Here is a 24,772-nt window from a genome sequence, read left to right as displayed (position 1 = left end):
TTTGTATATGTTATTCTTTCTTAACTTAGTAGAACGCCTGTGCTAGGGAGTCTAATTTTTATTAGATTGATAGATATATTAACACACTGTGTTTGTTATTTCTAAAGTTAGGGTTTATCAGGCTTGAACTCACATCTGCTTAAATAGCATATATTCTATATATAATAAAATGCGATACAGCTTATAATAAATGATATCAGTATTAGAAGAGCACTTCCTTATAATAAAAATTATCACAACACTTATGCATACCACTGTCTAATCTAATTGTACCTAAATATTGTTTTATGAGCACGCTTATTTATTATAGTGTCATGATAGGTTATCATTTTAATGATTTTTTACTGCTGCTAAATGACGCTAGTATGTAAAATGTCATGAATATGAACTAGACCTAATAATTGATCGTTTGAGGAAATCAAAATACAAGTAATATGCTTACTTTTCATTATATTCATAGCATCAACTACTAATGTGCCAGGTTGTACACGTATGCCGAATCGAGTCATGACACTATCTATTCTAATATTCTGAACATCAATACTGATATCTAAATTTAACACACGCCGCAGATCACCATCAGTAAAGATACCCTGAATTATTCCTTCTACACTGCAAATTACTATCACTCCCATTTTTTTAGATGTCATATGTAATAAGGCTTGACCTAGAGAAGCATCCGGTTGGATTTGCGGAATATCGTTACCAGCATGCATAATATCTTCAACACGAAGTAGCAGTTTGTTACCTAATGCCCCACCCGGATGAGACAGAGCAAAATCCTCTTGTGTGAAGCCTCTTGCATTTAATAATGCAATTGCTAAAGCATCACCCATAACGAGCGTAGCGGTAGTGCTACTGGTTGGCGCAAGACCAAGGGAACAAGCTTCTTGTGGTACCTTCACGCATATATGAATCTCCGCAGCACATGCCATGGTGCTTTCAGGTCTACTGGTGATGCAAATTAATATGACATGACGACGCTTTAAGACAGGAATTAATGTTAAGATCTCTGAAGCTTCGCCAGAATTAGAAATAGCGATAACTATATCATTACCACATACCATTCCTAAATCACCGTGATTAGCCTCAGTAGGATGTACAAAAAAGGCAGGTGTTCCGGTGCTAGCAAGGGTCGAGGCGATTTTTTTCCCAATATGACCTGATTTTCCTACCCCCATAACAATGACTTTACCCTGACAGTGATAAATTATTTTGCAAGCACGGGTGAAGTCTTCATTAATATACTGATCTAGTTGTTGCAGTCCATGACGTACAATCTGTAAGACAGTCTTACCAGTCTGTTGAAAATGACAAGGATTGTTAGTGACAAGAGACGTCATATTTTCAGATCCTTGCGCTAGAAAGTGATGAATGAGATAGATGTTTATTGTTAGAAAAATGTAATATATATAGCATTCACTATGCAATAGCATTATATGCTGCAACGAAATACCATACTGCATACAGTAGATCTCTAACGTGATGTATGCTAGATTATGACAATTTCAGATGGAGTCTGCCTGCTTACAAATGTTTAAACGATTTATATATTACGTATTAGTTTAGATTATTCTTATTATCTAAACTAGTATTTTCTGCATTAAGTGAATCCAATAAACGACGGGACTGTACTTCGCCGTTAACCCATCTAATAAACTGTCATCATCCCCACTATATGCAAAAATACCGGAGGCATGAGTCTCATCGGATTCTAAGTCTTGTGAACATAAACGTTGCCCAGAGTATTTAGCAAAGAATAACCGAGCCTGCAGCCTCATTGTGCTCCTTTGATATAACATATCTTAGTATTATACAGACAAGGATCATTGTATATGGTAAATGTCAAACAATTCTATTGGTATGTTCTCGATATATCAAGAAGATAGTATGTGCTCTGTTCTGCTGTAACTGTTAACAGGAGCTCAGATGGTATGTGTGAATAATACAATATCAGGGCTTCAGTGTTTACATACATCTCTAATTAACTAGTATGGAATTTTTTATCTTTTATGTAAGAATATTTGTTTTTTGATTTCTCTAAAAATAGATTTTTAAAACAAAAACAATTACAGGAGGCTACTGACTGTAATATAGGAATTCTTACAGAAATAATTTTTTCTGTTGTCTGTTGGCGCTACCAGATATACACAAGAGTAACTAGGTGTTTGATTAGGAGGGTATTAAAAATCTTCTATAAGGATCTATAGAATAGTCCATGGCTCTTTGCAAAATATGATAAAATATATATTGATAAAATATATATATAAATACTGCTAAGTCATATTGACATTAATCGGTGGTCAATATGTTTATTGACCCATTTTGGTTTTATGTTATTACTATCATAATAAATAATGTACACGACATGCACATAAACATCTCATACTCTAAGTAAGTGGCTCCTATCAGAGCTATGTACCTAGGGTATGAGATTTTTGCATTTTATTATATCATTTAGCATATACAATACTGCAATAATCCATTCTGATATGTATTTTCTTATTAAGATTTAGCAAGGTAATTTGATTTCGGTGCGTAAATCTCTATAAAATTAGCTAAGGATGATATATTTTTTTACAGGTTACATTCACGATTTATAAGATCTTGTTTCAAAAAACAGATTATTACATATCATCTCTAAAATTAGACTATCATACGACAATAATGATTAGATTTAATCAGGTTGTTTTAAACCAAGCATATATTGAATACGAGTGACCTAGATATTATATATCCTATATACCTAGATATTATCTATTCTCATATAAATAGTATATGATCAATGTTATTGACAATGCTTTATATCTCTTAGAGAGAGTAGTTTATACAGCACATAGAGTATATTGAGTTTTTTGAATTTCTCTACTTGAAGCAAGATCCCATGGATTATATTAGAATTGCAAGTGTTTTAATATATCTGAATTTTTATTATCAACGATAAAGTTGAATTACATTTACAGTATTAGTTATTAATGCTGCATTATTATACAAGATGTATACAAATTTCTTGGAATAGATGTAATGTATATTTTTTACTGGTAGTGTGTATAAATGTATTCTGTAACCAGTTTATCGCGTTATATGATTAGCTTACAGTGATGATTAAGTCCGACCATGAAAAGAAAAAATGTATTGTTATTTTTTGTTTAATTTATTGTATACCTAATCTCTTTTATGTCATCTTTTCGCATCTTATATGACGAGATATTTTTGCACTTTGCTTTAATCGTATAGTACATATGATTCACTAAGATCTCCTCTGTAATGAAGACTGTAAATATAGGATCTATTCTTTATAAATCAATCGCGTAAGGTTTATGATTCTAAAAAGTATGGCGTGGTAATCAAGGAATTGATAGTATTGTGATCGTCTGTGATTAGAAAGGCTACCTGATACTCCTGCAGACTTTTATAATAACTCATTGTTAATTATAATTTTTATAATTTATACATAAAATAGTACAAGTCTAGATTTTGGAATTTACCCCGAGTTACCACAAAAATCCCAGCCATAATTTGCATTAGATCTAAATTGTGCCGTGTTTTATCAGGTAACGTGTAATATACTGCACCAGTTTAAGCAAATCTATAGTCAAAACTGACATTCAGGAAATAAGACATGATATTGTCAGAACTATTATATATAGCGCAGAAAAAGGGATTGCTGCGCCCGCTTGATTTTCACTTTGCTCGAATGATTTCAGGAGAAGAAGCGCCTCTTTTAATGTTAGCTGCTGCATTTCTTAGCCGTAATACCGGAGAAGGACACACATGTTTACCACTAGAACAGTTGCGTCCTGAAGCCTTGTTTTCTAGTGCGCATCAGGATTTAGCTCAGATGATATGGAGATCGGTTGGAGCACCAAAAGACGTAAAGGGCGCCCTGTTAACATACTCATCAGTGAGTGATGGCCAACTGGTTGCACCGCTAGTATTAGAAAAGGAGCGTCTCTATTTATATCGAATGTGGCGTCGCGAAGTAGAAGTTGCTAAATTTATACAATCTAAAAACTTTTTGCTGGATATAGATGAACAAAAAGCACGTAAGATTTTGGATTATCATTTTGGTCAGAACGTTTGTAATTGGCAGAAAACTGCTGTAGCAGTAGCACTGATACGGCAAATAGCAATTATATCTGGTGGGCCGGGTACTGGAAAAACTACTACGGTGGCTAAATTTTTAGCTAGTATCATTGAATTATCACCAAAAATACAACGTATCAAGGTGGCTTCACCAACGGGTAAGTCTGCCTTAAAGTTAAGCGAAACTCTTGGTAAGACCCTACAGATTCTAAAGGCAACTAATCGTATCTTAAGCAGTTTTCCTCGAGAAGCTGTTACTCTTCATAGGCTATTAGATATTGCCCCAGGTAGTCAATATGTGAGATTTTGCGCAGATAGACCACTTTGTCTTGACGTATTGGTTATTGATGAAGCCTCAATGATTGATTTGTCTATGATGTCTAATTTAATTACTGCGCTACCTGATCATGCCAGAGTTCTTTTACTTGGAGACCGTGATCAATTAAGCTCTGTAGAGGCGGGATCGGTGTTTAGTGATCTTTGTCATTACGCAGATAATTGCTATAGCTTGCCCCAGGCTAAGCAACTGTTCCGTCTAACCGGTTGTCAGGTTGTGATCAGGTCAGAGAATAAAACTAATTTGATAGGTGATATGACTTGCCTACTGACTCAGAGCTATCGATTTAAGAAGTCATCGGGGATCGGTCAATTAGCGTTAGCGGTAAATTCTGGACAGGTTCAGCGCACCGAGAGGATATTAAACGGTGCATTTCCTGATGTATGTCGTATTGCAATTAGATGCAAAGAAGATTACCAGAAACTATTAGAAGTCTGCTCGAAAGGTTATAGTATTTACTTACGCTTACTTCATGCTGGCGCAAAACCTGCTGAAGTATTAACTGCTTTTAGGTGTTGTCAGGTCTTATGCGCGCTAAATAATGGTTTGTTTGGCGTCATAGAATTGAATAAGCATATTGAAAATATGTTGCATAAGGTTAGATTAATTACTCAGAGCTCCTCTGTTACACATCAATGGTATATTGGACGCCCAGTAATGATTATGCGTAATAATCAAGAGATGAGATTATTTAACGGTGATGTTGGCATAGCAATGAAAGATGATCAAAATCAGATTAAAGTATGGTTCTTATCATCCGAGGGTAGCGTTACTGCAGTGCAGACTCAATTCATGCCATTGCATGATACAGCTTTTGCTATGACAATACATAAATCCCAGGGTTCAGAGTTTGAGCATACTATACTTGTTTTACCAAACGAGATGACGCCGGTTTTAACGCGTCAATTAGTATATACAGCAATTACTCGCGCACAAAAAAAGTTAACTATTTATGCTCAAAAAACGATTTTTGAAAGAGCCGTAAGAACTGACGTATCACGTCAGAGTGGTCTAAGAGACAGGATACTACATTAGTTGCATATTAACTCAAGAAATTTCTAAAGTATATAGAGATTGCTAGCGTTCACAGCTACACAGCGTGTTACACCCGTAATGGATGTATGAGTTTATGAGTCATTTTACATCTCAAACATAGCGACCAAGTTAGAACAAAAGTGTATCTAACAAAGTTACTATAAATGAATGCTAGTGTATCTCTAAGTGATAGCGTTTGTTCAGATTTGAGTAAGTACTGTTATCCCTCTTGATGGGGATAACAGTAAAAAATTAAAAAATCTAGTATATGTTGTACGTATGATATGATTTAGCCTGATACATGTATGATACATATATTTGCTAAGTTGATTATAGGTTATGATGTTTTTGCATTGAGTACGGCTGCTTCAATAAAGCGCATTAATACTGAGATTTAATAATTTTTACCGGATTTGCTCCTTCTTCGGTTAAGGAGTTGACCCGTTTACGCACACGAAACCAGCCCAGTGTTAGCACTATCCCAAGAAACGGAATCGATGCAATCGTATAAGTACCATTTGGATAGTCAAATGCCATTAAAATCAGTACGCTTACTAAAAATAGTAGTGTTAACCATGATGTAAAAGGAGCACCTGGCATCTTAAAGCTAATATCTTCAGCCTTACCTTCTTTGATGGCTTTTCGTAGGCGCATTTGACATATTACTATAAAAGCCCAGGATGAGATAATACCAAGTGTTGCTATATTAAGCACAATCTCAAATACGCTAGAAGGTACAATATAGTTCAGGTATACTCCAATTATGTACACACTCACTGTCATTATTATACCGACATAAGGAACTTGATGTTTGCTCATTTTAGACATGCATTGAGGAGCTGACCCGCCCATAGACATGGATCGAAGAATGCGACCAGTAGCATAAAGTCCTGAGTTTAAGCTAGATAACGCTGCGCTTAGTACGACTATATTCATAATACTACCAGCATATGGTACACCTAATTTTGAAAAGAACGTGACAAATGGGCTCTGTCCTGCTTGATAAGCATTCCAAGGCAATAGTAGAACTAATAATACTACTGACCCAACATAAAACAAGCCGATACGCCAGATCACTCTGTTAATAGCTTTGGGTAGTATATTTTTAGGATCTTTGCATTCCCCCGCAGCAGTACCCACTAGCTCAATCGATGCAAAGGCAAATACAACGCCTTGTATAAGAACAAGAGCGGGTAAAAGGCCATTAGGAAAAAAACCACCATTATCAGTAATTAAATAAAAACCAGTAGCATTCCCAGCTAAAGGCTGACCACTTCCTAAGAAGATGACGCCTACAATTAAAAATACTACAATAGCTAAAACCTTGACCATAGCAAACCAAAATTCCATTTCTGCAAACCACTTGACTCCAACCATATTCATGCTGCCAACAATAGCTAAAGCGCCAAGGGCAAATACCCATTGTGGTACATTACCACAAGCACTCCAATAGTGCATGTATAATGCTACGGCTGTAATATCAACAATACCAGTCATTGCCCAGTTTATAAAATACATCCATCCAGTAACATATGAGGCTTTTTCGCCTAAGAATTCACGAGCATAAGAGACAAAACTTCCGCTGGAGGGTCGATGTAATACCAGCTCACCTAGTGCACGTAAAATAAAGAATGAAAAAACTCCACATACTAAATACACTAGAGCTAATGCCGGTCCGGCGATCTGAAGGCGTGCACCAGCGCCTAGGAAAAGACCTGTTCCAATTGCTCCTCCAATTGCAATCATCTGTACATGACGATTATCCATGGCTTTATGATAACCAGAATCCTGGGCATTTAACCAGCGTCTCTTTGAAGCACGTTTTGCTGCGCCTACTTTGTTATCTGCGTTCATATGTAATCCTAATTCTTCTGTGAACTAATATTTCAGTTACCGCTCCAGGCATGTTTATTCTTAATGTAATCTAGTAAATTTTAATATTATTTATTAGATTAGGCACCTGTTCTCTTTAAGATGCTTACATTCATGAATTATTCCTTGCTGTTATTGAGTGGTTTGTATATCGCCGTTCTTATCTAAATTTAGGGCATTCCTTTGATTTACTCGTGTAAACAAACGGAAAATATTAGATGTCATGTGACACGACTTGTTCTGTAACAAAACTATAAAAGCATATCCCACTGCGTTTTGCTTCGCTCAATTGTGAACCGCAATGGTATTTTATAATGCACTATATCACACAAAGTGTATCAAAAACTAAGTCTTAGACTGTATTGCGGTTTCAGGATAGAATTGATGAATGTCAGTAATGCCTTAGGCATGTATAACTATTACGCCTTAATGTCATGACATAGTGCTTACTTAATATAGTAAGGTACGGATTTCTGAACAATGAGTAAACTTAACGTTTATACTGACTTCATACTAGTATATCTATTACAGTGAAGCTCTTGGTATCAAGTTAGATTGAAGAAAAGTTATCATTAGATTCTATCGAATCTATAAAATTATTAGATTTTATAGATTCGATAATGGTTATGGTATAGTTATTTAGTATTAAAATTAAAATTAAAATTAAAATTAAAACACTCTTTTTATCATAAACTAATATTTCTATTAATGCGATACTTTATGAATCACTAAAATTGTTACTACTTTGGCCTCCTCCAATATGATGTTGTCAATGCATAGGTATTACTTCATTACTTATGAATAAATGTATCGTATGTTATAGTATATCTTAGATCAGGGCTCTTTTTAACATTTTTTCAATTCTACTCTCTTAGATTGTACATTAAGAGCGGTGATAACCCTTAATTTATTATCTCCTTACTTTCTTATGTCCTGACGATCAAAGATATCAATAGTTTGGTTCGTAATAAAGCCATTCTCAATTTCCCGAAGAGCAATCACGGTCGATTTATCATTTTCTGTAGGCACCAAAGGACTGTGACCACCTATTTGCATCTGACGTGCCCGGCGTGCCGCTATTAGCACTAGGTCAAAGCGATTGCCTATATTTTGTACTGCGTTTTGTACAGTTACTCGCGCCATGAACGCTCAACTCCAGTAAGTAATGGTAATCAAATAGTTATCAATGATTAGGTTAAACTATATAGTTATAGTTTATATGGTGGCTAGTTTGTTATTGTGTTGTGTTTGCATTCATCCTCCAATAACTTATGAATCAATGAATAATGATGTACGGCTTGGTGCCGTACACGTAAACGTTCAGAACGTATAATGGCTTGCAAGTCTATAAGGGCACGATCAAAATTTTCATTAACTATTAAGTAGTGGTATTCTTTATAATGCTTTATCTCAGCGATTACTTGAGTCATGCGTTGTGCAATCACAGTCGTACTGTCTTGTTCGCGTTTATACAAACGACGTTTCAGCTCATCTTTTGATGGAGGTACAATAAAGATACTGCGTGAGGTTGGCATGATACGTCTAATTCTTCTAGCACCTTGCCAGTCTATATCAAGAAAAATATCAATACCTTTTTGTAATCCCTTTATGATGGATTGACGTGAAGTTCCATAGTAATTTCCGAAAACTTTAGCGTATTCCAGAAATTTTTTTTCATAAATCATATTACGAAACTGATTGTCATTCACGAAATAATAGTGTTCGCCATTGTTTTCTCCAGGTCTTATTTTGCGTGTAGTATGTGAAATAGATATTTGAGTATTGCATAGCGCTTGTGTTTTACACAGTGCTTTAATTAGGCTAGATTTACCCGCTCCACTAGGGGCGGAAATAATAAACAGTGTTCCTGGAGTCATGATGCTTCTTTACAGAATATCTTAAAATATAAATATATAAATATATATTTATATATTTACTAATCTGCGCATTTACTCGAAATTTAATTTCCGTAGGTTCCGTAGGTTCAAGAGATAGATTAAAATATCATTTTTGTCTATACTCTTGAAAGATAAACCATTTATTTGCGTATCACCCATGATACCATGTGTGATATTGATATAACGTATGATAGCTTCTATCTGCGCTCGTAATTCCTGCGCTCTTAATTCTGGAATTACGCCTGATACCGTAAAATATTCAAGCATTACTATCAGACTTTTGATTATCGAGCGTTATTTATCTCTAAGTTGCAATGCAAGTTTTAATGCAAGTAGGCCAACAGATCTTGTAATTCATCTTGGTAATGTGTAACACATTTGCCATGTGTCTTGCTTATAAAAAAACCTGTCTGTTTTGTATGCTTTTTATCATTGGCATAATTACGTTTATTTTTATAATTCGCAGCACTACGTTTCGTATTATGAATATACCTTTAACATAACCACAATATAGCAACATATAGAAAACTTTTATTAGGCCAACATCCCCTATTGGTGTGTTGTCTCAACTGAGTTGTAAGAGACACAACTAACAGTAGAACCTTCACTGCTGCAGTCTGAAATCTTTTAACGGATCTTCTAAGATTTCAGAGGAGTCCTGACATGTTAATTTGGCATCCCATTTTTAAATGTTTTTTTGCAGTTAGTGCCCCATACATTCAAGTCTTAACGTACTACTAATATGATCACAACAGATTAGTAGCGTTATTAGCATATGCATGCTGGATTGTATCTCTGGTGTAATTTTAATACAGATACCTGATATATACAAATTAAATTTATTTAAATATCGGATATTTTTACTCCATGTTATATTGAATAGTTGCTATGATTAAGATAGCGTAGTGAAATTATTTTGCACTATAGTAAGAGTAATCAACCAATCTACTTTCAAATCATACGCGAGCATTTCGCGTTGATCGCTTAATATAGATTTAGATTAAGCGATCATAAAATGATCTATGCTATTTATATTAAATTTATCGCGTAGTCATGCATGGTTGATTTTTATTATATGGATAATTTAATAGTCAGGTTTGTTATAATAGCAAGCTTAGTATGTAATAATTTTTTCAAATAGATTTAAATTTTGAATAGAATCAAACAACATTAGTTATATTTAAGAATTTATGTAGTCAGAATTGTACACTACATCTATAACCAGATGTAGTGATCAAAGATACTCTGCTATTTTGCGTACTCTAGCATAGCGCTCAACATTAAATTAGCTGCGCTTTACATTATCTGTAATATAGTACAGAGCAGAATATTTTATAAGCTTTTTGAAAAATTAATGCAATATTGATTTATAATGTATAATGAGTTCGTCGTAATTACAAGTGCATGGACTGTATTATTAGATATTTATAGTGCATGAATAGTCACCAGTTATAGCTAAACCTACGTAAAACTAACTTTAAAAAATCCTCTTCAGAGATAGCTACTAACTTCTTATGCTAAGTTTTATGAATTGTGTTACAAACACTACAAAAATATTATTGACCAACTACAACTATATAGTTGGTGATAGCGAAAAATTTTTAGCTCATACTGAGGTGCATCATCGTTTATCGTGATGATTTGTAAAAAGAGAATTTGCTAACTTTGTTCTAAACAAAATATTTTATGTACTTACAGGTAACTCTAAGAATGATAAGTCACAAAACTAACATATATGATAACAATAGATCTCCTAATAAATGCGCATAATGTCTCTAAAATGAATGTCATTTTACTATCGCAGTTCTATGTTTTAATTATTATGAGCATGCTATGCTCACTCTTTGAATACTAGTCTAGCAGACCCCTTATGACACATTTGTTTTGTAAAGTGCTAGATGTAGTGTATTTATCTAGAAAAATGTGAAATATTCAGCAAACGTTAGAAGGAGCATCCTCAATAAATTTTACTAGGTGTGTAGTTGCCTATACTACTTGATTACATGATTTAATTAAATAAAAAAATTAACCTCTAGCTTATAGGTTTCAGGAAAGACAGTATTACCAATTATAGCTGTAGATTGTTATTTATATCGGTTCTAAAGAGGTGTAACTGCTTCTTCTTGGTTACAGGTTTGAATTTCTACAGGCTTGGAAATCTTATGCGATCGCTTAATCTCTGATTAAACTTTAGTATGAATGATAGCTTAGTCTTATGTCGGATGTCTTATTAAAGATCGTTCCATAATGATTCTAGAGCTTTCACTACTCACCTGATAAGACTAAATGATTATAGCAGTATTCCTGCATAAGCAATATCCGTTATTTAGGACAATACTTGAATTATTGACTCGGATACAGAGTATGTAATGCGCCATGCTTTGTTCATAAGAATATATGTCATAGATAATATCGTTTTTCTGACTTTCTATATAGATCGTGCCGACAAGAGCCGCATTAGATGATACAATATAACCCACTAGTGTATTCTAGATGCTGATACAGGGTGTTTGTTGAGATAGACAACCAAGAATTAACAACACACATTAAGGATACACTGGGCTAAATCTGATTCTTTCAGTCAAATATTCAAAAGGTCAAATATTAAAAAGTTATAATTTTGAAGAGGGTTATGTGGCTCTCTGAGTATAGCATTTTGCTACATTTAAGTATAGATGGTATGCAGAGTACTCCATAGACTCTCACTGACGTTGTACCATCAGCGTGCATATTGATTTAGAAATAACTTAGAAACATTCAGCGTAGCAAAATGCATTGAGAGTATTTTGTTGAAGTATACGGATATTTTCATATAAAAGTAAATTTTAATAGTTAAATAACGAAATAATATAAATTAATGATTAACACAACTTAATGATTTTGAGGTCTGGTATGTTTACCGGTATTGTTCAAGGCATAGCGGAGTTATATTCTATTCAAGAAAAAAAACATGTACGAACTCATGTTGTAAAAATTCCAGGTGTTATGTTAAAAGGATTGGGGCCAGGTTGTTCAGTTGCACATAATGGGTGTTGTCTTACAGTTACAACAATCACAGGTAATCATATTGGTTTTGATTTGGTACCAGAGACGCTATTGAAGACTAATTTAGGTGTACTGAATATAGGGGACAAAGTTAATGTAGAGCGTGCAGCTAAATTTAGCGATGAAATCGGAGGTCATTTTGTATCTGGTCATGTTATGACGACTGCAACCATTAGTCAACTCTATAAGACAAAGAATAATTATATAGTGTGGATGAAAATAGATTGTTTTGAGAAAAAAAAGTATATTTTTTATAAAGGATTCATCACTATTGATGGCGTAAGCTTAACTGTGGGGGGGGTTACTAAAACAGAATTTTGCGTGCATCTCATTCCAGAGACCTTATCTCGTACCGCATTGGGTACAAAGCATATTGGGCATAAGGTAAATATCGAGTTTGATTTACATACTCAGGTGATAGTCGATACAGTAGAAAGAGTATTATCAATACGCTAAAAGTAGGTTCTTCGTTGTGTTTAGCATCTACCGTTAGATAGTAACGCTAGATAGGTTACTTAGTGTGTTAGATTGGTTAACGGGTATGTGTAAAAATATACATGATAGATCAGTATAGCTTTGCTTAGCTAGTTGTGTATTCTTATTTATATTTATTGCAGATATACTCGCAGATATACTAAATAATGAAGACTGTGTTATATCTATAGTAGAAGGACGCGCTATATTTTCAATGTTTACTAAAAATGAGACACTAGAGGTTCATAGTGCATTATTTATATAATAATGTGTATTCACTAGATAAAAATAATAGTTATTAACTGGTGATCAACCATCTTAATTAGAGATAAGATCTGCAAAAATCATAACCTCAAGAGCATCTAAACTTAACCAGTGAGCCCCCTCAGAGGATCCAAAAGAGATCCATGAGCATACGCGATGTCAGTGCAAATAATGACAACTATAAAACGCTAGTGTATTGCATGCTCGTCAATAATTTTTCAAAATATCGCAAAACAGTTTAGCAGGCAGATATTGTAGCATCTGCCTGCTAAACTGTTTTAGGCATGTTACGATTCCAGTAAATCTAGTCAGAACATCTGATTCAGATTCTAGATGACGCATTGATGAGTTTGTAAGAAACATATAATAGATTATATCTCGATAATGTTTATTATGACGTGAGATTGGCCAGTATAAATACACGACTAGTTGATAGTTTTATAAAATCGTTATATATATAATTATTAATTATTTAGAAAATATTTTCATTAGTTGCTATATTTTGGTGATGATGCCTAATCTGAAAAAATAGCATATCCACTCCTAATAGAACACAGATCATAGACTATAGACCATGGTCGATACTCTCAAAATTTTTATTTTCAGCCCCAAAGCTACTAACAAAAGTTGCTTATTGTAGAATAAGGGTCAAATATATGCAAAAGCACCTTTAATGATAACAGAAAGATATTATTGATTTTTCCCTTTATCAAACCTATAAAGACATGGGGGTTGATAAAGCTATGTATATACTGTGCCATGCTTCTGCAGAGTTAGTGTGTAACTCTTCTAAGCTCTATTCATGAGCTTGTGGTTTGTGGTGACAGAGAATACTGTTTAAGCTTATCACTTTGGTTAAAAATAGTAAAAAACTAGTTATGTAGCCATCGGTTATGATTATTTTAGAAAAATTAGTACGCACGAGTACCACTTAAACTTACTATCAGAGTCTTAATAGTTGCAAGCTAAACGCAAGATAAGTTAAACGCAAGATTTTGCTAGTGTCTACTAGATTTGCTTTTATTATTAAGACATATTTGCTGTATTTTTTGAGTTTCTATGGATTATGCCAATATATTGCATATTGTTTTCTTAATATTAAGTAAGAAGATGTAGATGTTTACGTTTCTGATGATAAAATTTACAGTATAAAACAGATATACATCTTAGAGTAGGCGAGCCAGTTACTAACTTACATAGAACATAGAACATAGAACATAGAGGTTTAGTGCAGTGGTCAAAAAGATGTTTAGTAATATGACGCTCATAGAGTTTTGAGTATAAAAGTATTTTGCGCTTTACATTGGGTGTATTCTACACATTTAGTATAAATAAACCATTTTTAAGTGTTTTTCTATTCTTTCTCTATTATAAAATAGTATAATATTTTTTTTATGAAACACTCTTGACTGTTCGGTTTCACGTAATTTATATAACATGTCTCACTCTCAATGGTAGGTCTGTTGTATTTGCAGGCAATTGGTAGTATAGAATAATACGAGTAATTTATTTATATTAAAGCATAGATAATATTTTTTAGAGCAAGGATAGAAACATTATATTGCTATGGTGATTTTTCTATCATAAGGTTTCATATGAAGCAATGCTTGTATCAAGTGCTATCTTGATAAGTAGTAGATTATGGTAGATGTTATAGAGGTTTTGATACAATTTTTATTGCGCAATGTTCTCAAGAACATACTTCCATTAGGTAACGCTCATGTCAAATAGTAAAAAAAAAGTTATTATTGGAATGTCTGGTGGAGTGGACTCTTCTGTGGCAGCTTTTTTATTAAAAAGAGAAGGCTACCATGTTGAAGGTTTGTTTATGTGTAACTGGGAAGAGTTAGAAAGCTCTTCAGATTGCTGTAGCATAGAAAAAGACTTATCTGATACGGAAATTGTGTGCGATCAACTTGGTATCGCTCTTCATACTATGAATTTTTCTGCAGAATACTGGGATAATGTTTTTTTGTATTTTTTAAAAGAATACAAAATGGGTCGCACTCCAAACCCTGATATTCTCTGTAATAAAGAAATTAAGTTTAAAGCGTTTCTAGAGTTTTCTATCGAAGAATTAGGGGCTGACTATATTGCTACTGGTCATTATGTACGTCGTGAGAGCACTAATAACACAACTTGTTTACTGCGTGGTCTAGATCTTGAAAAAGATCAAAGTTATTTTCTGTATACTCTCGGGTATCAACAAATTTCACAGAGCTTGTTTCCGCTGGGAGCCTTATTGAAACCCTCTGTCCGTAAGATTGCTGCTCAGTTAGGACTGATCACTGCAAATAAAAAAGACTCTACTGGTATTTGTTTTATTGGTAAGCGTAAGTTTATGCAATTTTTATCAACGTATTTGCCTCGCAAGCCTGGAGTCACTCTGTCTGTTCATGGCAACCCAGTAGGTAAACATCAAGGTGCGCATTATTATACTATAGGTCAACGAAAAGGTCTAGGCATTGGTGGTAGAAAAGAGAGTAACCAGCTTCCTTGGTATGTAGTAGATAAAAATATTTCTAATAATACGCTGATTGTTGCGCAAGGCTTGAATAATTCTCAGCTACTTTCAAAAGGTTGTATAGTTAATCAAGTGTATTGGATAAACAGTTGTTTTCCTACAGATTCGATACGCTGTACAGTGAAAACTCGTTATCGCCAGAAAGATGTACCTTGTATGCTCATCCCCTTGGATAGAACTTCTATGAAAGTAACCTTTGACTACCCAGTAGCAGCAGTCACACCAGGACAGTCCGGAGTTTTTTATCTTAATGATATATGTCTTGGCGGTGGCATTATTGATGAGCGTATACCGTTGCCTTATATCTAACTAAATACGACAGGAGTCGCTGTGACAAAAAATTATCATGATATTATTTTAGCATTAGCAGGTATTTGTCAATCAGCATATTTAGTACAACAATTATCCCACTATGGACAGTGTCCAGTAGATGCTTTTAAGACCTCTTTAAGTAGTTTGTTGAACCTTAAGCCACCTTCTATATTAGCTGTGTTTGGCAATCAGAAGTCTAATATAAAATGTGGTTTAGAAACGCTCTTGGGTATTTTAAACAGCAGTAGCTCTCAGGGATTAGCAATTGAAGTCACCCACTATACTATGAGTTTAATAGGACTAGAGCGTAAACTACATAAAAATCCGTTGGCTTTGGGAGATTTAGCTAATCGTATCGGAGGATTAAATAGACAGATAGAGTATTACTCTCTAGAATCTGATAAATTTTTAAGTTTAATAGCAGAAATTTATGTAGATATAATCAGCCCACTTGGTTCACGTATTCAAGTTAGTGGTTCGGCAGAGATACTAAAAAACATCAATACACAAAATAAAGTTCGCGCGATATTGTTAGCCGGTATTCGTTCAGCAGTACTATGGAAGCAAGTTGGCGGCCATCGCTGGCAACTCATGTTTTTTCGTAACCGTTTAATGAATGAGGCTCAGTTGATATTAAAAAGTCTTGCGAATAGCTCAGTATAATATACTCTTATTTTAACCTAGAGAAGATATAATGGAACTTTCTCCGTTGACTGCCATATCTCCTATAGATGGTCGATATGGCGACAAACTTATACTGCTTAGGTCTATCTTTAGCGAATATGGCTTGTTAAGGTTTCGCATTCAAGTTGAAGTACGTTGGTTGCAAAAGTTATCCAGTTGTTTAGACATTCAAGAAATCCCTGTGTTTTCGTCGGTTGAGAATGAATTTCTTGATGCGCTAGTGGTAACTTTTAGCGAAGAGGATGCTCTACGCATTAAGGCTATCGAAAAAACCACACATCATGATGTCAAGTCAGTAGAGTATTTTTTACAAGAAAAACTATTGACTGTACCAACTTTATATGCTGTATCCCATTTTATTCACTTTGCGTGTACTTCAGAGGATATTAATAACCTATCCTACGCGCTTATGCTAGAGCACTCGCGTCAAAAAATCATTATCCCATACTGGAAGCATATGATTACTCTAGTTAAGGATCTTGCTAAACAGTATCGTAGCACTCCTTTGCTTTCTCGTACTCATGGGCAACCGGCGACACCTACGACACTAGGTAAGGAAATGGGTAATATAGCATATAGATTTCAACGGCAGTTAGAGCATCTGAACAGTTTAAAGATCTTAGGTAAAATGAATGGCGCTGTTGGTAATTATAATGCACATAAGGTTGCTTATCCCGAAGTGGACTGGCACAAATTAAGTCAGGAGTTTGTTACGTCATTAGGCGTTACATGGAATCCGTATACTACGCAAATTGAGCCGCACGATTTCATTGCAGAGATGCTGCATTGTATGATGCGGTTTAATATAATCTTAATTGATTTTAACCGCGATCTATGGGGTTATATCGCGTTAAATCATTTTAAACAAAAAAAAATTGCTGGAGAAGTTGGCTCTTCTACCATGCCGCATAAAGTTAATCCAATAAACTTTGAAAATTCTGAGGGCAATCTTGGATTAGCTAACACCATCATGCAGCACCTTGCAAATAAATTACCGATTTCCCGTTGGCAGCGTGATCTAACCGATTCGACCGTTCTTCGGAACTTAGGAGTGTGTTTAGGGTATTCTCTTATTGCCTATCAGGCCACTTTTAGTGGGATTACGCAGTTAGAAGTTAATAGCACCTCTCTAGTGAATGAGCTTAATTATCATTGGGAAATCTTAGCAGAGCCAATCCAGGTGATGATGCGCCGATATGGCATTAAAGACTCGTATGAGATATTGAAAGACTTTAGCCGTGGCAAGCCGGTATCTTCTGATGATATTAAGATACTCATCAATAATCTCGCTCTACCAGAACAAGCTAAAGAGCGCCTACGGAAAGTTACGCCATCAAACTATCTAGGATATGCTGTACAATTAGTTGATAATTTATAGCATTCTATTTTGAGGAAATGTGGTATCAGAGATAATTTTATTAGGCATATATTATACAAGAAAGAGGGTCAAAGAAATATCTAATACGTCTAATACAGAGAGGCATAACCTTTTGAAGCAAGAAATAACTTATGTGATATCAAGATAAGATAGCTATAATATATAGATTGGAGGGAGTAGAATGGACATAAATACAATGAATGAATGAAGATAGGCAATGTTGTAGAATGATTTAATGGTGGTCTGTTTAGAGAAAACGATTGAATACAGAATACTATCCTATTTTTATAGGATGACTTGAAGTAATTAATCAACTCTAGTGACTTTCCTAGAAAAATCCTAAACACTGTCTTTAGTAGCAGATACAAGAAATCCTGAGTTAAGGCACGAGATTTTTGGCGTATAGTTAATAGTCTTGCCTTTCCAGTCACTGACTGTGGCGCCGGCAGCTAATGCTATCGCATGTCCTGCGCCTGTATCCCAAATATTTGTAGACCCTAGTCGTACATAAAATTGTGCCTCACCTTCGGCAACCATGCAAAATTTTAATGAAGAGCCAATTTTTACCATATGGTAGCAACCTAAGGTATTCAGGTAATTAGATAGTTGATCATCCTGTGAGTGTGAACGACTAATGACTACTACAGGAGGTTTCAGAGGTTTAACTTGAATTCGGATTCGATTCTCGCGATGCTCTTTCCAAGCCCTGCCTTCTATTGCAGAATAAAGCGTCGAAAATACGGGCGCATATACCACACCAAGAATTGGTTTTCCTTGATTTATAAGGGCAATATTCACCGTAAACTCACCGTTACGTTTGATAAATTCTTTTGTGCCGTCTAAAGGATCCACTAACCAGTATTTTTTCCATGTTTTTCTAACTTCCCAGGATACTATCTCTTCTTCTGATAGAATTGGTATTCTAGGGGTTAACTGCTGAAGTCCTGACATAATGACGTGGTGTGCAGCCATATCCGCGGTGGTGACCGGGGAATGGTTTGCTTTTTCTCTGATATGAAGGGGGGCTTGTCCATTATATACATGCATAATCGCATCGCCGGCTTTACGAGCTAGATGGCATACTGCTTGTAACATTAGTACCCCTTAAGTTCTTTTTAGTTTAAGCGCTCGAATCTAATACATAGTTTGGATGAATTTTAGATCGTGTACTTCCAGCCTGAGCATATGCTTAATAATATTAATTAATCTTAACTTTACCGGTAGACATATGACAGGAGATGCGTTTTATTAAAGTGCAGTTTTATAAAGATAAAAATCTTGTAACTGATTATGGCAGTGTAGTCAATAGTGAGTAAACTATTTTTTGTATAGAATATTTATTCTTAGCTCTTATTAGGTATTACTGTACTAATTGATACTAAATATGTTGATACTATAATGTAATTAATAATGCTTCTGCTTAAACGATGTAGTTAAGCTGTGCATATTTTGATAATGAAACATTTAGTAATAACTTTATTATTGTATGCTTCATAGCATTTATGCTTATTTTTATAGAAATAGTTGCCTGAGAATAGACAATAAGTTGTAAGTATTTTGTGTTCTGATTGAGTATAATCTGGCTTATATATGCCCATGGTCACGATTTTTGTATTGTTTTTAGTCAGTACTGTCCAATAGCATTATTGAATTTTAGGGACAGCTCATATGATTTTATCATATGAGTTATCACAATATCATTAAGTTGTATTTTACAAATTGATCGCCGATGTTGTATGTATTCTGTTAATACTTGATTATAGTAAGGTCTATAGGTGAGACCGAGTTAGCTATAGATGTCAAGATTAATTACAGTTGATCTTCATCTATTGCAAAACTCATAGTATCTTGATACATATGATCATAACAATGTATAGTGTATTTAGCTAAACTTGATAAAACTTGAGCTTTTTCTATTTAACTTTATAATAGTAAAGCTTTAACTCATTCTACAATTAGCCACTGTCATGCAGAGCCGCGATGCAAAAACATGAAATGCTGTATGTATCTATTAAGTATAATTGTACTATCAATGGCAATGTTTTTATATAAAAGCGCACAGAGTCAAAAGTAACCCGAAGCATTACATAGATGATACATTGGTGTCTCTTATAATTACTCTCGGTATAGAAAAATTATATAGCAAGATTTTTATGGATTTCCTTTATAACATATTCTGTATAATCGTACTTGAGATGATCTTTCTAGTTTAGGCTGTTTTTTTAAATACAAGCACTATAAGACAGTATCTATCTTATACTATTACTAGATTGATTATATATTGTATTCAAATGATTGAAATTAGTGTTGATTATTTAGGCAAAGGTTTTTAAGTAATAGAAAATAGTCCATATGATAACATCATCAGACTGTACGCTGGGATGAAAGTCATGCTTTATTTTAAAACCTCTGGTTGAAACAATTCTAATCGTGTGAGTCTTTTAGAAAATTTTTTCGTGATTAATATACCTATTGCGCCGCCTAATAGCGCAGCTGGTGCTGTAACCTTATCGTTACAGAGGAGCATCTGACAGATTCCACCTACAGAAAATAACCCAAGTAATGGTGTCATATATATAAGACATGCTGTTATAAGAATTACGTTTTTATTAATCGATAGCTCAACCTGTTGGTCTTTTAGAATGTATTGTGCATCACAAACCTGAATAGTATATATTTTTTCTGTATTACTTAAATTTAATATAGGTGTTAGCAAGTCTAAAAAAATAGAGCAGTTTTTGCAAACTATGTTCTTTTGGATGTGTAGCGATAGCACATGTTTTTCACATGATGCTATAGTTGCTGATGCTTTAATCATAATTTGTCTCCTATAATTTTGTCTGCTTACAGAAATTTATTCACCTAGAGAGAAAAGGATTGATCCACTGCGGGACTGCAGTATTCGATATGCTTAATTATTTGGTTAATTTCTTTCAAATAGTAAACATTTTATTTTTTTATTATGCGTCATCACGCAATGCACTAATGGAATCCTATTCTAATATGCAAAATATATAATATATAGATGACATATAATCATTATACTAATCATATGCTGTTAAAAAGAAACACAAAATTAGAGGCTAAGTAGGTCATGCAATGTGCTTAGCTAAGTGAAAAGTACTATAGGTTATTGTATATTTTAGTTATAGATTGATGTATTTTCTAAATACATAGAACGGTTTATATAGCATCGTTTTAAAACGAATTGGTAAATACGAAAATTCACTCTCAGGTAGTCTATTTAGGGCTGTCTTATGTTAATAGTTTTGGGGCTCATATAAACGTTATCTAGAATATTATAAATCTCTATAATTTTACTTATATTGTTCTGATTATACCTTAAACTTATCATCACTTCGCAGCGTGTTTAGCAGTGCGTAGATGTTGGTTTATGAGTAAATAGGTATTGATTTTTATATCATAAGACTTATAGTCAACTTGAGCAATAAACCACCAATCGAAAAGCGTCCACTAAATACAGTATATGTCATCTAGTTATTTCAGTCTTCTATTATGAAGCATCATTTATATGATGCCATAAAAATGTATTTATTTTTTTAAGCTGGTCATTCCTAATGAGCATTTTTACACCATCTGTCTATAATGTATCATTTTAATTTTTTATGTTTGACTATTCGGTGCATCTATTAACGCTAATTCAATAACATTGATAGCTCATATTTTTCTCATACCAATCATGGACTGTGCGATTTAGAATGGATAATGTGCGTTTTATTTTTGGAGTCACATCATGAATTTCCGTATTGCATAATGTACTGTTCCTGACCGAGAAGTAGATTATAATATAAAGCATGATCCAATACCTTGGTCAGGAGTCCTAAATATATAACTGGATTTTGGTGCATTATATGTGTTTATATTTTTGATAGAATTTCTTATTAAGACCTAGATATTTTGCTAGAAAAATATTGCATTGGTATATGTAAGTAGCAATAGCAAAATATTGCATGATAATTTTAAAATACTTCAGAGTGTTCTACTTAAAGAAGATTTCAGAGAGATAATGTATCCGCTGACATCTCAAACATTTTTACATAGAAAGATGATTCATCTTATTTGACGCTAACCGCTATTGATAGATATATATATATTATACAACAAATACTGATAGTCTGTAATCATGCGACAATTTAATTACATCACAATGATAGCATCATAGCGCTTGATGGCGATCATAGTGCTTAAAAGTGAATTTTTACTTTTGATCGACCAATCGTGTTTGCAAGATTACGCTCTACGGTTGATGATTTCATAGGTTTTTCCATATCTCAATGCTGTTACGAATTGAGCTTGCTAAATAAAAATGACCACTAATCTTGATTAAGCATGTTGTATAGAGCAACTTTATTGATAGTGAGATTATAAGCAGGTACAGTACAGGGTATAGTTACGAATTTTAAAAATATTTTATATATATAAAATATTTTCTGTGCTTATCTAGTATCTAGTATCTAGGATTGGGTTATCTGATTACCCGAGTCATCCTATGCTTATAAATCGATTAAACAAAAGGGATTCATCAGTTGACGTATAAGTATATTCGATTTAGATCATTCGGATGACTAGTGCGTATAGGGTGCTAGACAATATAATGGAGACAGGAAGGGTAAGCATCCAAGCTATTAAAATATTTTTAACCGTACGACTTTGAACACCTTGACCACTTGCAAGCATGGCACCTGCTACGGATGAAGACAGAATATGTGTGGTGGATACAGGGATTCCTGTATAGCTAGCTACTCCGATAGATACTGCTGCTGTAATCTGTGCCGACATACCCTGAGCATATGTCATCCCATGTTTTCCAACTTTTTCACCAATAGTGGTTGCTATGCGCCGCCAGCCTACCATAGTACCTAAGGATAGTGCCAAAGCAATTGCTATAATAATCCATAATGGGGCATATTCAACGGTATTGAGTAGATCTGCCTTTAATTTCGTTAAGAACATCGCATCTGAATCTGTTGTAGTTGGTAAGTGAGAGATCTTGTCCATAGTATTAGAAAGACACATCAGCAAACTTCTTAACTGTATTTTGTCTTCTACACTCAGTGTATTATAGTTCACTAGATTATCTAGTAACTTTCGTGCTTCCGTGCATGTCAGTAACGCATACGATAAGATAGAATTTTCGACTGATTTTGTATGATAGCTTGTAACTTTAATATTCGATATAGTCGGTGATGCTTGGTTTATCTGTTGTGACATATTAGGAATGCGCCGCTGATAATATTGCTGGAGATGAATGACGGCATCGCGAGTGCGAACAATGTCATAATCATTAGCATTTAGATTGACTGCAAAACCAGAAGGAGCAACACCAATTAGAACTAACATGATGAGACCAATACCTTTTTGACCATCATTAGCGCCATGTGAATAACTGACGCCTATTGCTGAGAGAATTAAGGCAACTCTAGTCCAAAATGGTGGTTTTTTTTTGCCGTCAACTTTTTCTCTTTCACCTGGGGTCATGTGAATACGTCTTTTTTTTGTATTTCCACCCCAATATCTACGTAGAGTAATAATTAAACCACCAGCCAGTATAAAACCTAAAATTGGTGAAATGATCAATGATATTAAAATATTTAGCATTTTAGGAATGTTTAATGCGTCTACAAGTGACTGCCCTGTGAGCCAAGCGTTGGTAACACTGATACCAATTATACCACCAATCAGTGTATGTGAACTAGAAGCTGGTAATCCATAATACCACGTACCTAGGTTCCAGATAATAGCGGCAATTAACATAGAGCAGAGCATGATTAGTCCATGTGTGGAGCCAACATTGCGTAGAAGCTCAGCGGGTAGTAGATGCACAATAGCATAAGCAACACTTAAACCACCTAGTAAAACACCTAAAAAGTTAAATACTCCAGACATCACTACAGCTAATTTTGATCGTAACGCACGAGTATAAATCACGGTAGCTATTGCATTAGCTGTATCGTGGAAACCATTGATGGCTTCATAAAATAATACAAAAAATAGCGCTAGTAGTAAGAAGCATGTAGTGTAATAATCGAGACCAGAAAATAAATTTAGCATCAGATTTTTGCCATTTTACATATCACTAAAGAGGAGAATCTAGTAGTATTATTTGCGACGCATTATGTTTAAAAATATGAACAATAGTATGAGTATCTTTTCTATCAGTATCAAATTTATATTAGTATAATATTGATTGCAATTAAAATCATAGGGTCTGTTGTTACTATCAAAATCTGCTACTAGTGCTGTTTCTGGCTTTCAGATAAAGGCTGTCAGGTATCTACGCTTGCCGTAACCATAAGAATTCTCATTCTATTAAGTAAGAAGTAGAAATCTATAGTAATATAGATTTTGATTTCACAGTAACATATCACCTAAGATGTTGTGAGTGGTCTTTATGATGAGAATTGCATTTAATCTAGAAAAAATCAATAGACAATAGAGTTTTATCTTATCTATAAGATGTTATTTAATCTAGTTTATTTTTTGTTTGCGAATATATAACACACAACAGAAAAAACCTAACTTATTGTAGGATTATCGCTAATGTATGTGTATGGTAATGTACCACAGCATGGTCTTATATATGCTCTTGAAGTATTGTATTGCAAGCGTCTATTTTTCAGATAAATTTATATTTTCAAACCTTGGTGTGGTTACAGATTATCATCGATTTTTCTGAGATTAAGTGCTTGAAATAAGAAGAACAATTAAAGAATAAGTGTAATGCATGAGACACTTATTGGTGTACGCTAAATTAGCAATTCAAGTTAGCGAAATATCTTTATTAACTAGCATAGTGGTTTTATTGATCGTAGCAATTCTTATTACACAAGGATGACACATCC

The 24,772-nt window shown here is 34.2% G+C and carries 14 protein-coding genes; 5 read left to right on the top strand and 9 right to left on the bottom strand.

Annotation, left to right across the window (positions count from 1 at the left end):
- Window positions 1-350: 350 nt before the first annotated feature.
- The gene (kdsD, locus tag CIPSTX3056_RS03195) at window positions 351-1,343 is read right to left on the bottom strand and encodes an arabinose-5-phosphate isomerase KdsD (RefSeq protein ID WP_072666544.1); all 993 of its coding nucleotides are present in this window, start codon (window positions 1,341-1,343) and stop codon (window positions 351-353) included.
- A gap of 240 nt (window positions 1,344-1,583) precedes the next feature.
- Window positions 1,584-1,781 (bottom strand): hypothetical protein, encoded by a 198-nt coding sequence (locus CIPSTX3056_RS03190; protein ID WP_072666477.1) that lies wholly within the window; start codon window positions 1,779-1,781, stop codon window positions 1,584-1,586.
- Window positions 1,782-3,622: 1,841 nt separating this feature from the next.
- Here CIPSTX3056_RS03190 and recD point away from each other — a divergent pair.
- Window positions 3,623-5,458 (top strand): exodeoxyribonuclease V subunit alpha, encoded by a 1,836-nt coding sequence (recD, locus tag CIPSTX3056_RS03185; RefSeq protein WP_072666476.1) that lies wholly within the window; start codon window positions 3,623-3,625, stop codon window positions 5,456-5,458.
- A 381-nt stretch (window positions 5,459-5,839) separates the two neighbouring features.
- On the opposite strand, the gene ansP is transcribed toward recD, so the two are convergent.
- The 4 genes from ansP to CIPSTX3056_RS03165 all read right to left on the bottom strand — a co-directional run bounded on the left by ansP (window position 5,840) and on the right by CIPSTX3056_RS03165 (window position 9,495).
- Window positions 5,840-7,312 (bottom strand): L-asparagine permease, encoded by a 1,473-nt coding sequence (ansP, locus tag CIPSTX3056_RS03180; protein WP_072666475.1) that lies wholly within the window; start codon window positions 7,310-7,312, stop codon window positions 5,840-5,842.
- A gap of 936 nt (window positions 7,313-8,248) precedes the next feature.
- Complete coding sequence (gene rpoZ / locus CIPSTX3056_RS03175) at window positions 8,249-8,473, bottom strand: DNA-directed RNA polymerase subunit omega (RefSeq protein WP_072666474.1); 225 nt, start codon at window positions 8,471-8,473, stop codon at window positions 8,249-8,251.
- A gap of 83 nt (window positions 8,474-8,556) precedes the next feature.
- Entirely contained in the window at window positions 8,557-9,207 is a 651-nt protein-coding gene (gmk, locus tag CIPSTX3056_RS03170) for a guanylate kinase (protein WP_072666473.1), read from the bottom strand.
- Between the two features lie 72 nt (window positions 9,208-9,279).
- Window positions 9,280-9,495, bottom strand: a complete 216-nt coding sequence (locus CIPSTX3056_RS03165) for a hypothetical protein (RefSeq protein WP_072666472.1) — start codon at window positions 9,493-9,495, stop codon at window positions 9,280-9,282.
- Window positions 9,496-12,120: 2,625 nt separating this feature from the next.
- Between CIPSTX3056_RS03165 and CIPSTX3056_RS03160 the strand changes: the two genes are divergently transcribed.
- The 4 genes from CIPSTX3056_RS03160 (at window position 12,121) to purB (ending at window position 17,909) form a co-directional block, all read left to right on the top strand.
- The gene (locus CIPSTX3056_RS03160) at window positions 12,121-12,729 is read left to right on the top strand and encodes a riboflavin synthase subunit alpha (protein ID WP_072666471.1); all 609 of its coding nucleotides are present in this window, start codon (window positions 12,121-12,123) and stop codon (window positions 12,727-12,729) included.
- Between the two features lie 2,002 nt (window positions 12,730-14,731).
- Window positions 14,732-15,844 (top strand): tRNA 2-thiouridine(34) synthase MnmA, encoded by a 1,113-nt coding sequence (gene mnmA, locus CIPSTX3056_RS03155; protein ID WP_072666470.1) that lies wholly within the window; start codon window positions 14,732-14,734, stop codon window positions 15,842-15,844.
- Between the two features lie 21 nt (window positions 15,845-15,865).
- Complete coding sequence (gene hflD, locus CIPSTX3056_RS03150; protein ID WP_072666469.1) at window positions 15,866-16,510, top strand: high frequency lysogenization protein HflD; 645 nt, start codon at window positions 15,866-15,868, stop codon at window positions 16,508-16,510.
- A 31-nt stretch (window positions 16,511-16,541) separates the two neighbouring features.
- Entirely contained in the window at window positions 16,542-17,909 is a 1,368-nt protein-coding gene (gene purB / locus CIPSTX3056_RS03145) for an adenylosuccinate lyase (protein ID WP_072666468.1), read from the top strand.
- A gap of 339 nt (window positions 17,910-18,248) precedes the next feature.
- On the opposite strand, the gene cysQ is transcribed toward purB, so the two are convergent.
- The 3 genes from cysQ to pitA all read right to left on the bottom strand — a co-directional run bounded on the left by cysQ (window position 18,249) and on the right by pitA (window position 23,981).
- A complete protein-coding gene (gene cysQ, locus CIPSTX3056_RS03140) occupies window positions 18,249-19,004 on the bottom strand; it encodes a 3'(2'),5'-bisphosphate nucleotidase CysQ (protein ID WP_072666467.1) in 756 nt (251 codons plus the stop codon).
- 1,300 nt (window positions 19,005-20,304) lie between these two features.
- Window positions 20,305-20,727 (bottom strand): SoxR reducing system RseC family protein, encoded by a 423-nt coding sequence (locus CIPSTX3056_RS03135; protein ID WP_072666466.1) that lies wholly within the window; start codon window positions 20,725-20,727, stop codon window positions 20,305-20,307.
- A 1,751-nt stretch (window positions 20,728-22,478) separates the two neighbouring features.
- The gene (gene pitA / locus CIPSTX3056_RS03130) at window positions 22,479-23,981 is read right to left on the bottom strand and encodes an inorganic phosphate transporter PitA (RefSeq protein WP_072666465.1); all 1,503 of its coding nucleotides are present in this window, start codon (window positions 23,979-23,981) and stop codon (window positions 22,479-22,481) included.
- Window positions 23,982-24,772 lie beyond the last annotated feature (791 nt).

It is taken from the genome of Candidatus Erwinia haradaeae (assembly GCF_900698965.1).
GTDB lineage: Bacteria > Pseudomonadota > Gammaproteobacteria > Enterobacterales > Enterobacteriaceae > Erwinia_E > Erwinia_E haradaeae_A.
This window is presented reverse-complemented; position numbering and strand designations above follow the sequence as displayed.

Excerpts from the sequence above, each read along its gene's own strand:
- gmk (WP_072666473.1), bottom strand. The coding sequence starts at position 9,207 with ATGACTCCAGGAACACTGTTTATTATTTCCGCCCCTAGTGGAGCGGGT.
- cysQ (WP_072666467.1), bottom strand. The coding sequence starts at position 19,004 with ATGTTACAAGCAGTATGCCATCTAGCTCGTAAAGCCGGCGATGCGATT.
- ansP (WP_072666475.1), bottom strand. The coding sequence starts at position 7,312 with ATGAACGCAGATAACAAAGTAGGCGCAGCAAAACGTGCTTCAAAGAGA.
- kdsD (WP_072666544.1), bottom strand. The coding sequence starts at position 1,343 with ATGACGTCTCTTGTCACTAACAATCCTTGTCATTTTCAACAGACTGGT.
- rpoZ (WP_072666474.1), bottom strand. The coding sequence starts at position 8,473 with ATGGCGCGAGTAACTGTACAAAACGCAGTACAAAATATAGGCAATCGC.
- mnmA (WP_072666470.1), top strand. The coding sequence starts at position 14,732 with ATGTCAAATAGTAAAAAAAAAGTTATTATTGGAATGTCTGGTGGAGTG.
- pitA (WP_072666465.1), bottom strand. The coding sequence starts at position 23,981 with ATGCTAAATTTATTTTCTGGTCTCGATTATTACACTACATGCTTCTTA.
- recD (WP_072666476.1), top strand. The coding sequence starts at position 3,623 with ATGATATTGTCAGAACTATTATATATAGCGCAGAAAAAGGGATTGCTG.
- CIPSTX3056_RS03190 (WP_072666477.1), bottom strand. The coding sequence starts at position 1,781 with ATGAGGCTGCAGGCTCGGTTATTCTTTGCTAAATACTCTGGGCAACGT.
- CIPSTX3056_RS03135 (WP_072666466.1), bottom strand. The coding sequence starts at position 20,727 with ATGATTAAAGCATCAGCAACTATAGCATCATGTGAAAAACATGTGCTA.
- CIPSTX3056_RS03160 (WP_072666471.1), top strand. The coding sequence starts at position 12,121 with ATGTTTACCGGTATTGTTCAAGGCATAGCGGAGTTATATTCTATTCAA.
- purB (WP_072666468.1), top strand. The coding sequence starts at position 16,542 with ATGGAACTTTCTCCGTTGACTGCCATATCTCCTATAGATGGTCGATAT.
- CIPSTX3056_RS03165 (WP_072666472.1), bottom strand. The coding sequence starts at position 9,495 with ATGCTTGAATATTTTACGGTATCAGGCGTAATTCCAGAATTAAGAGCG.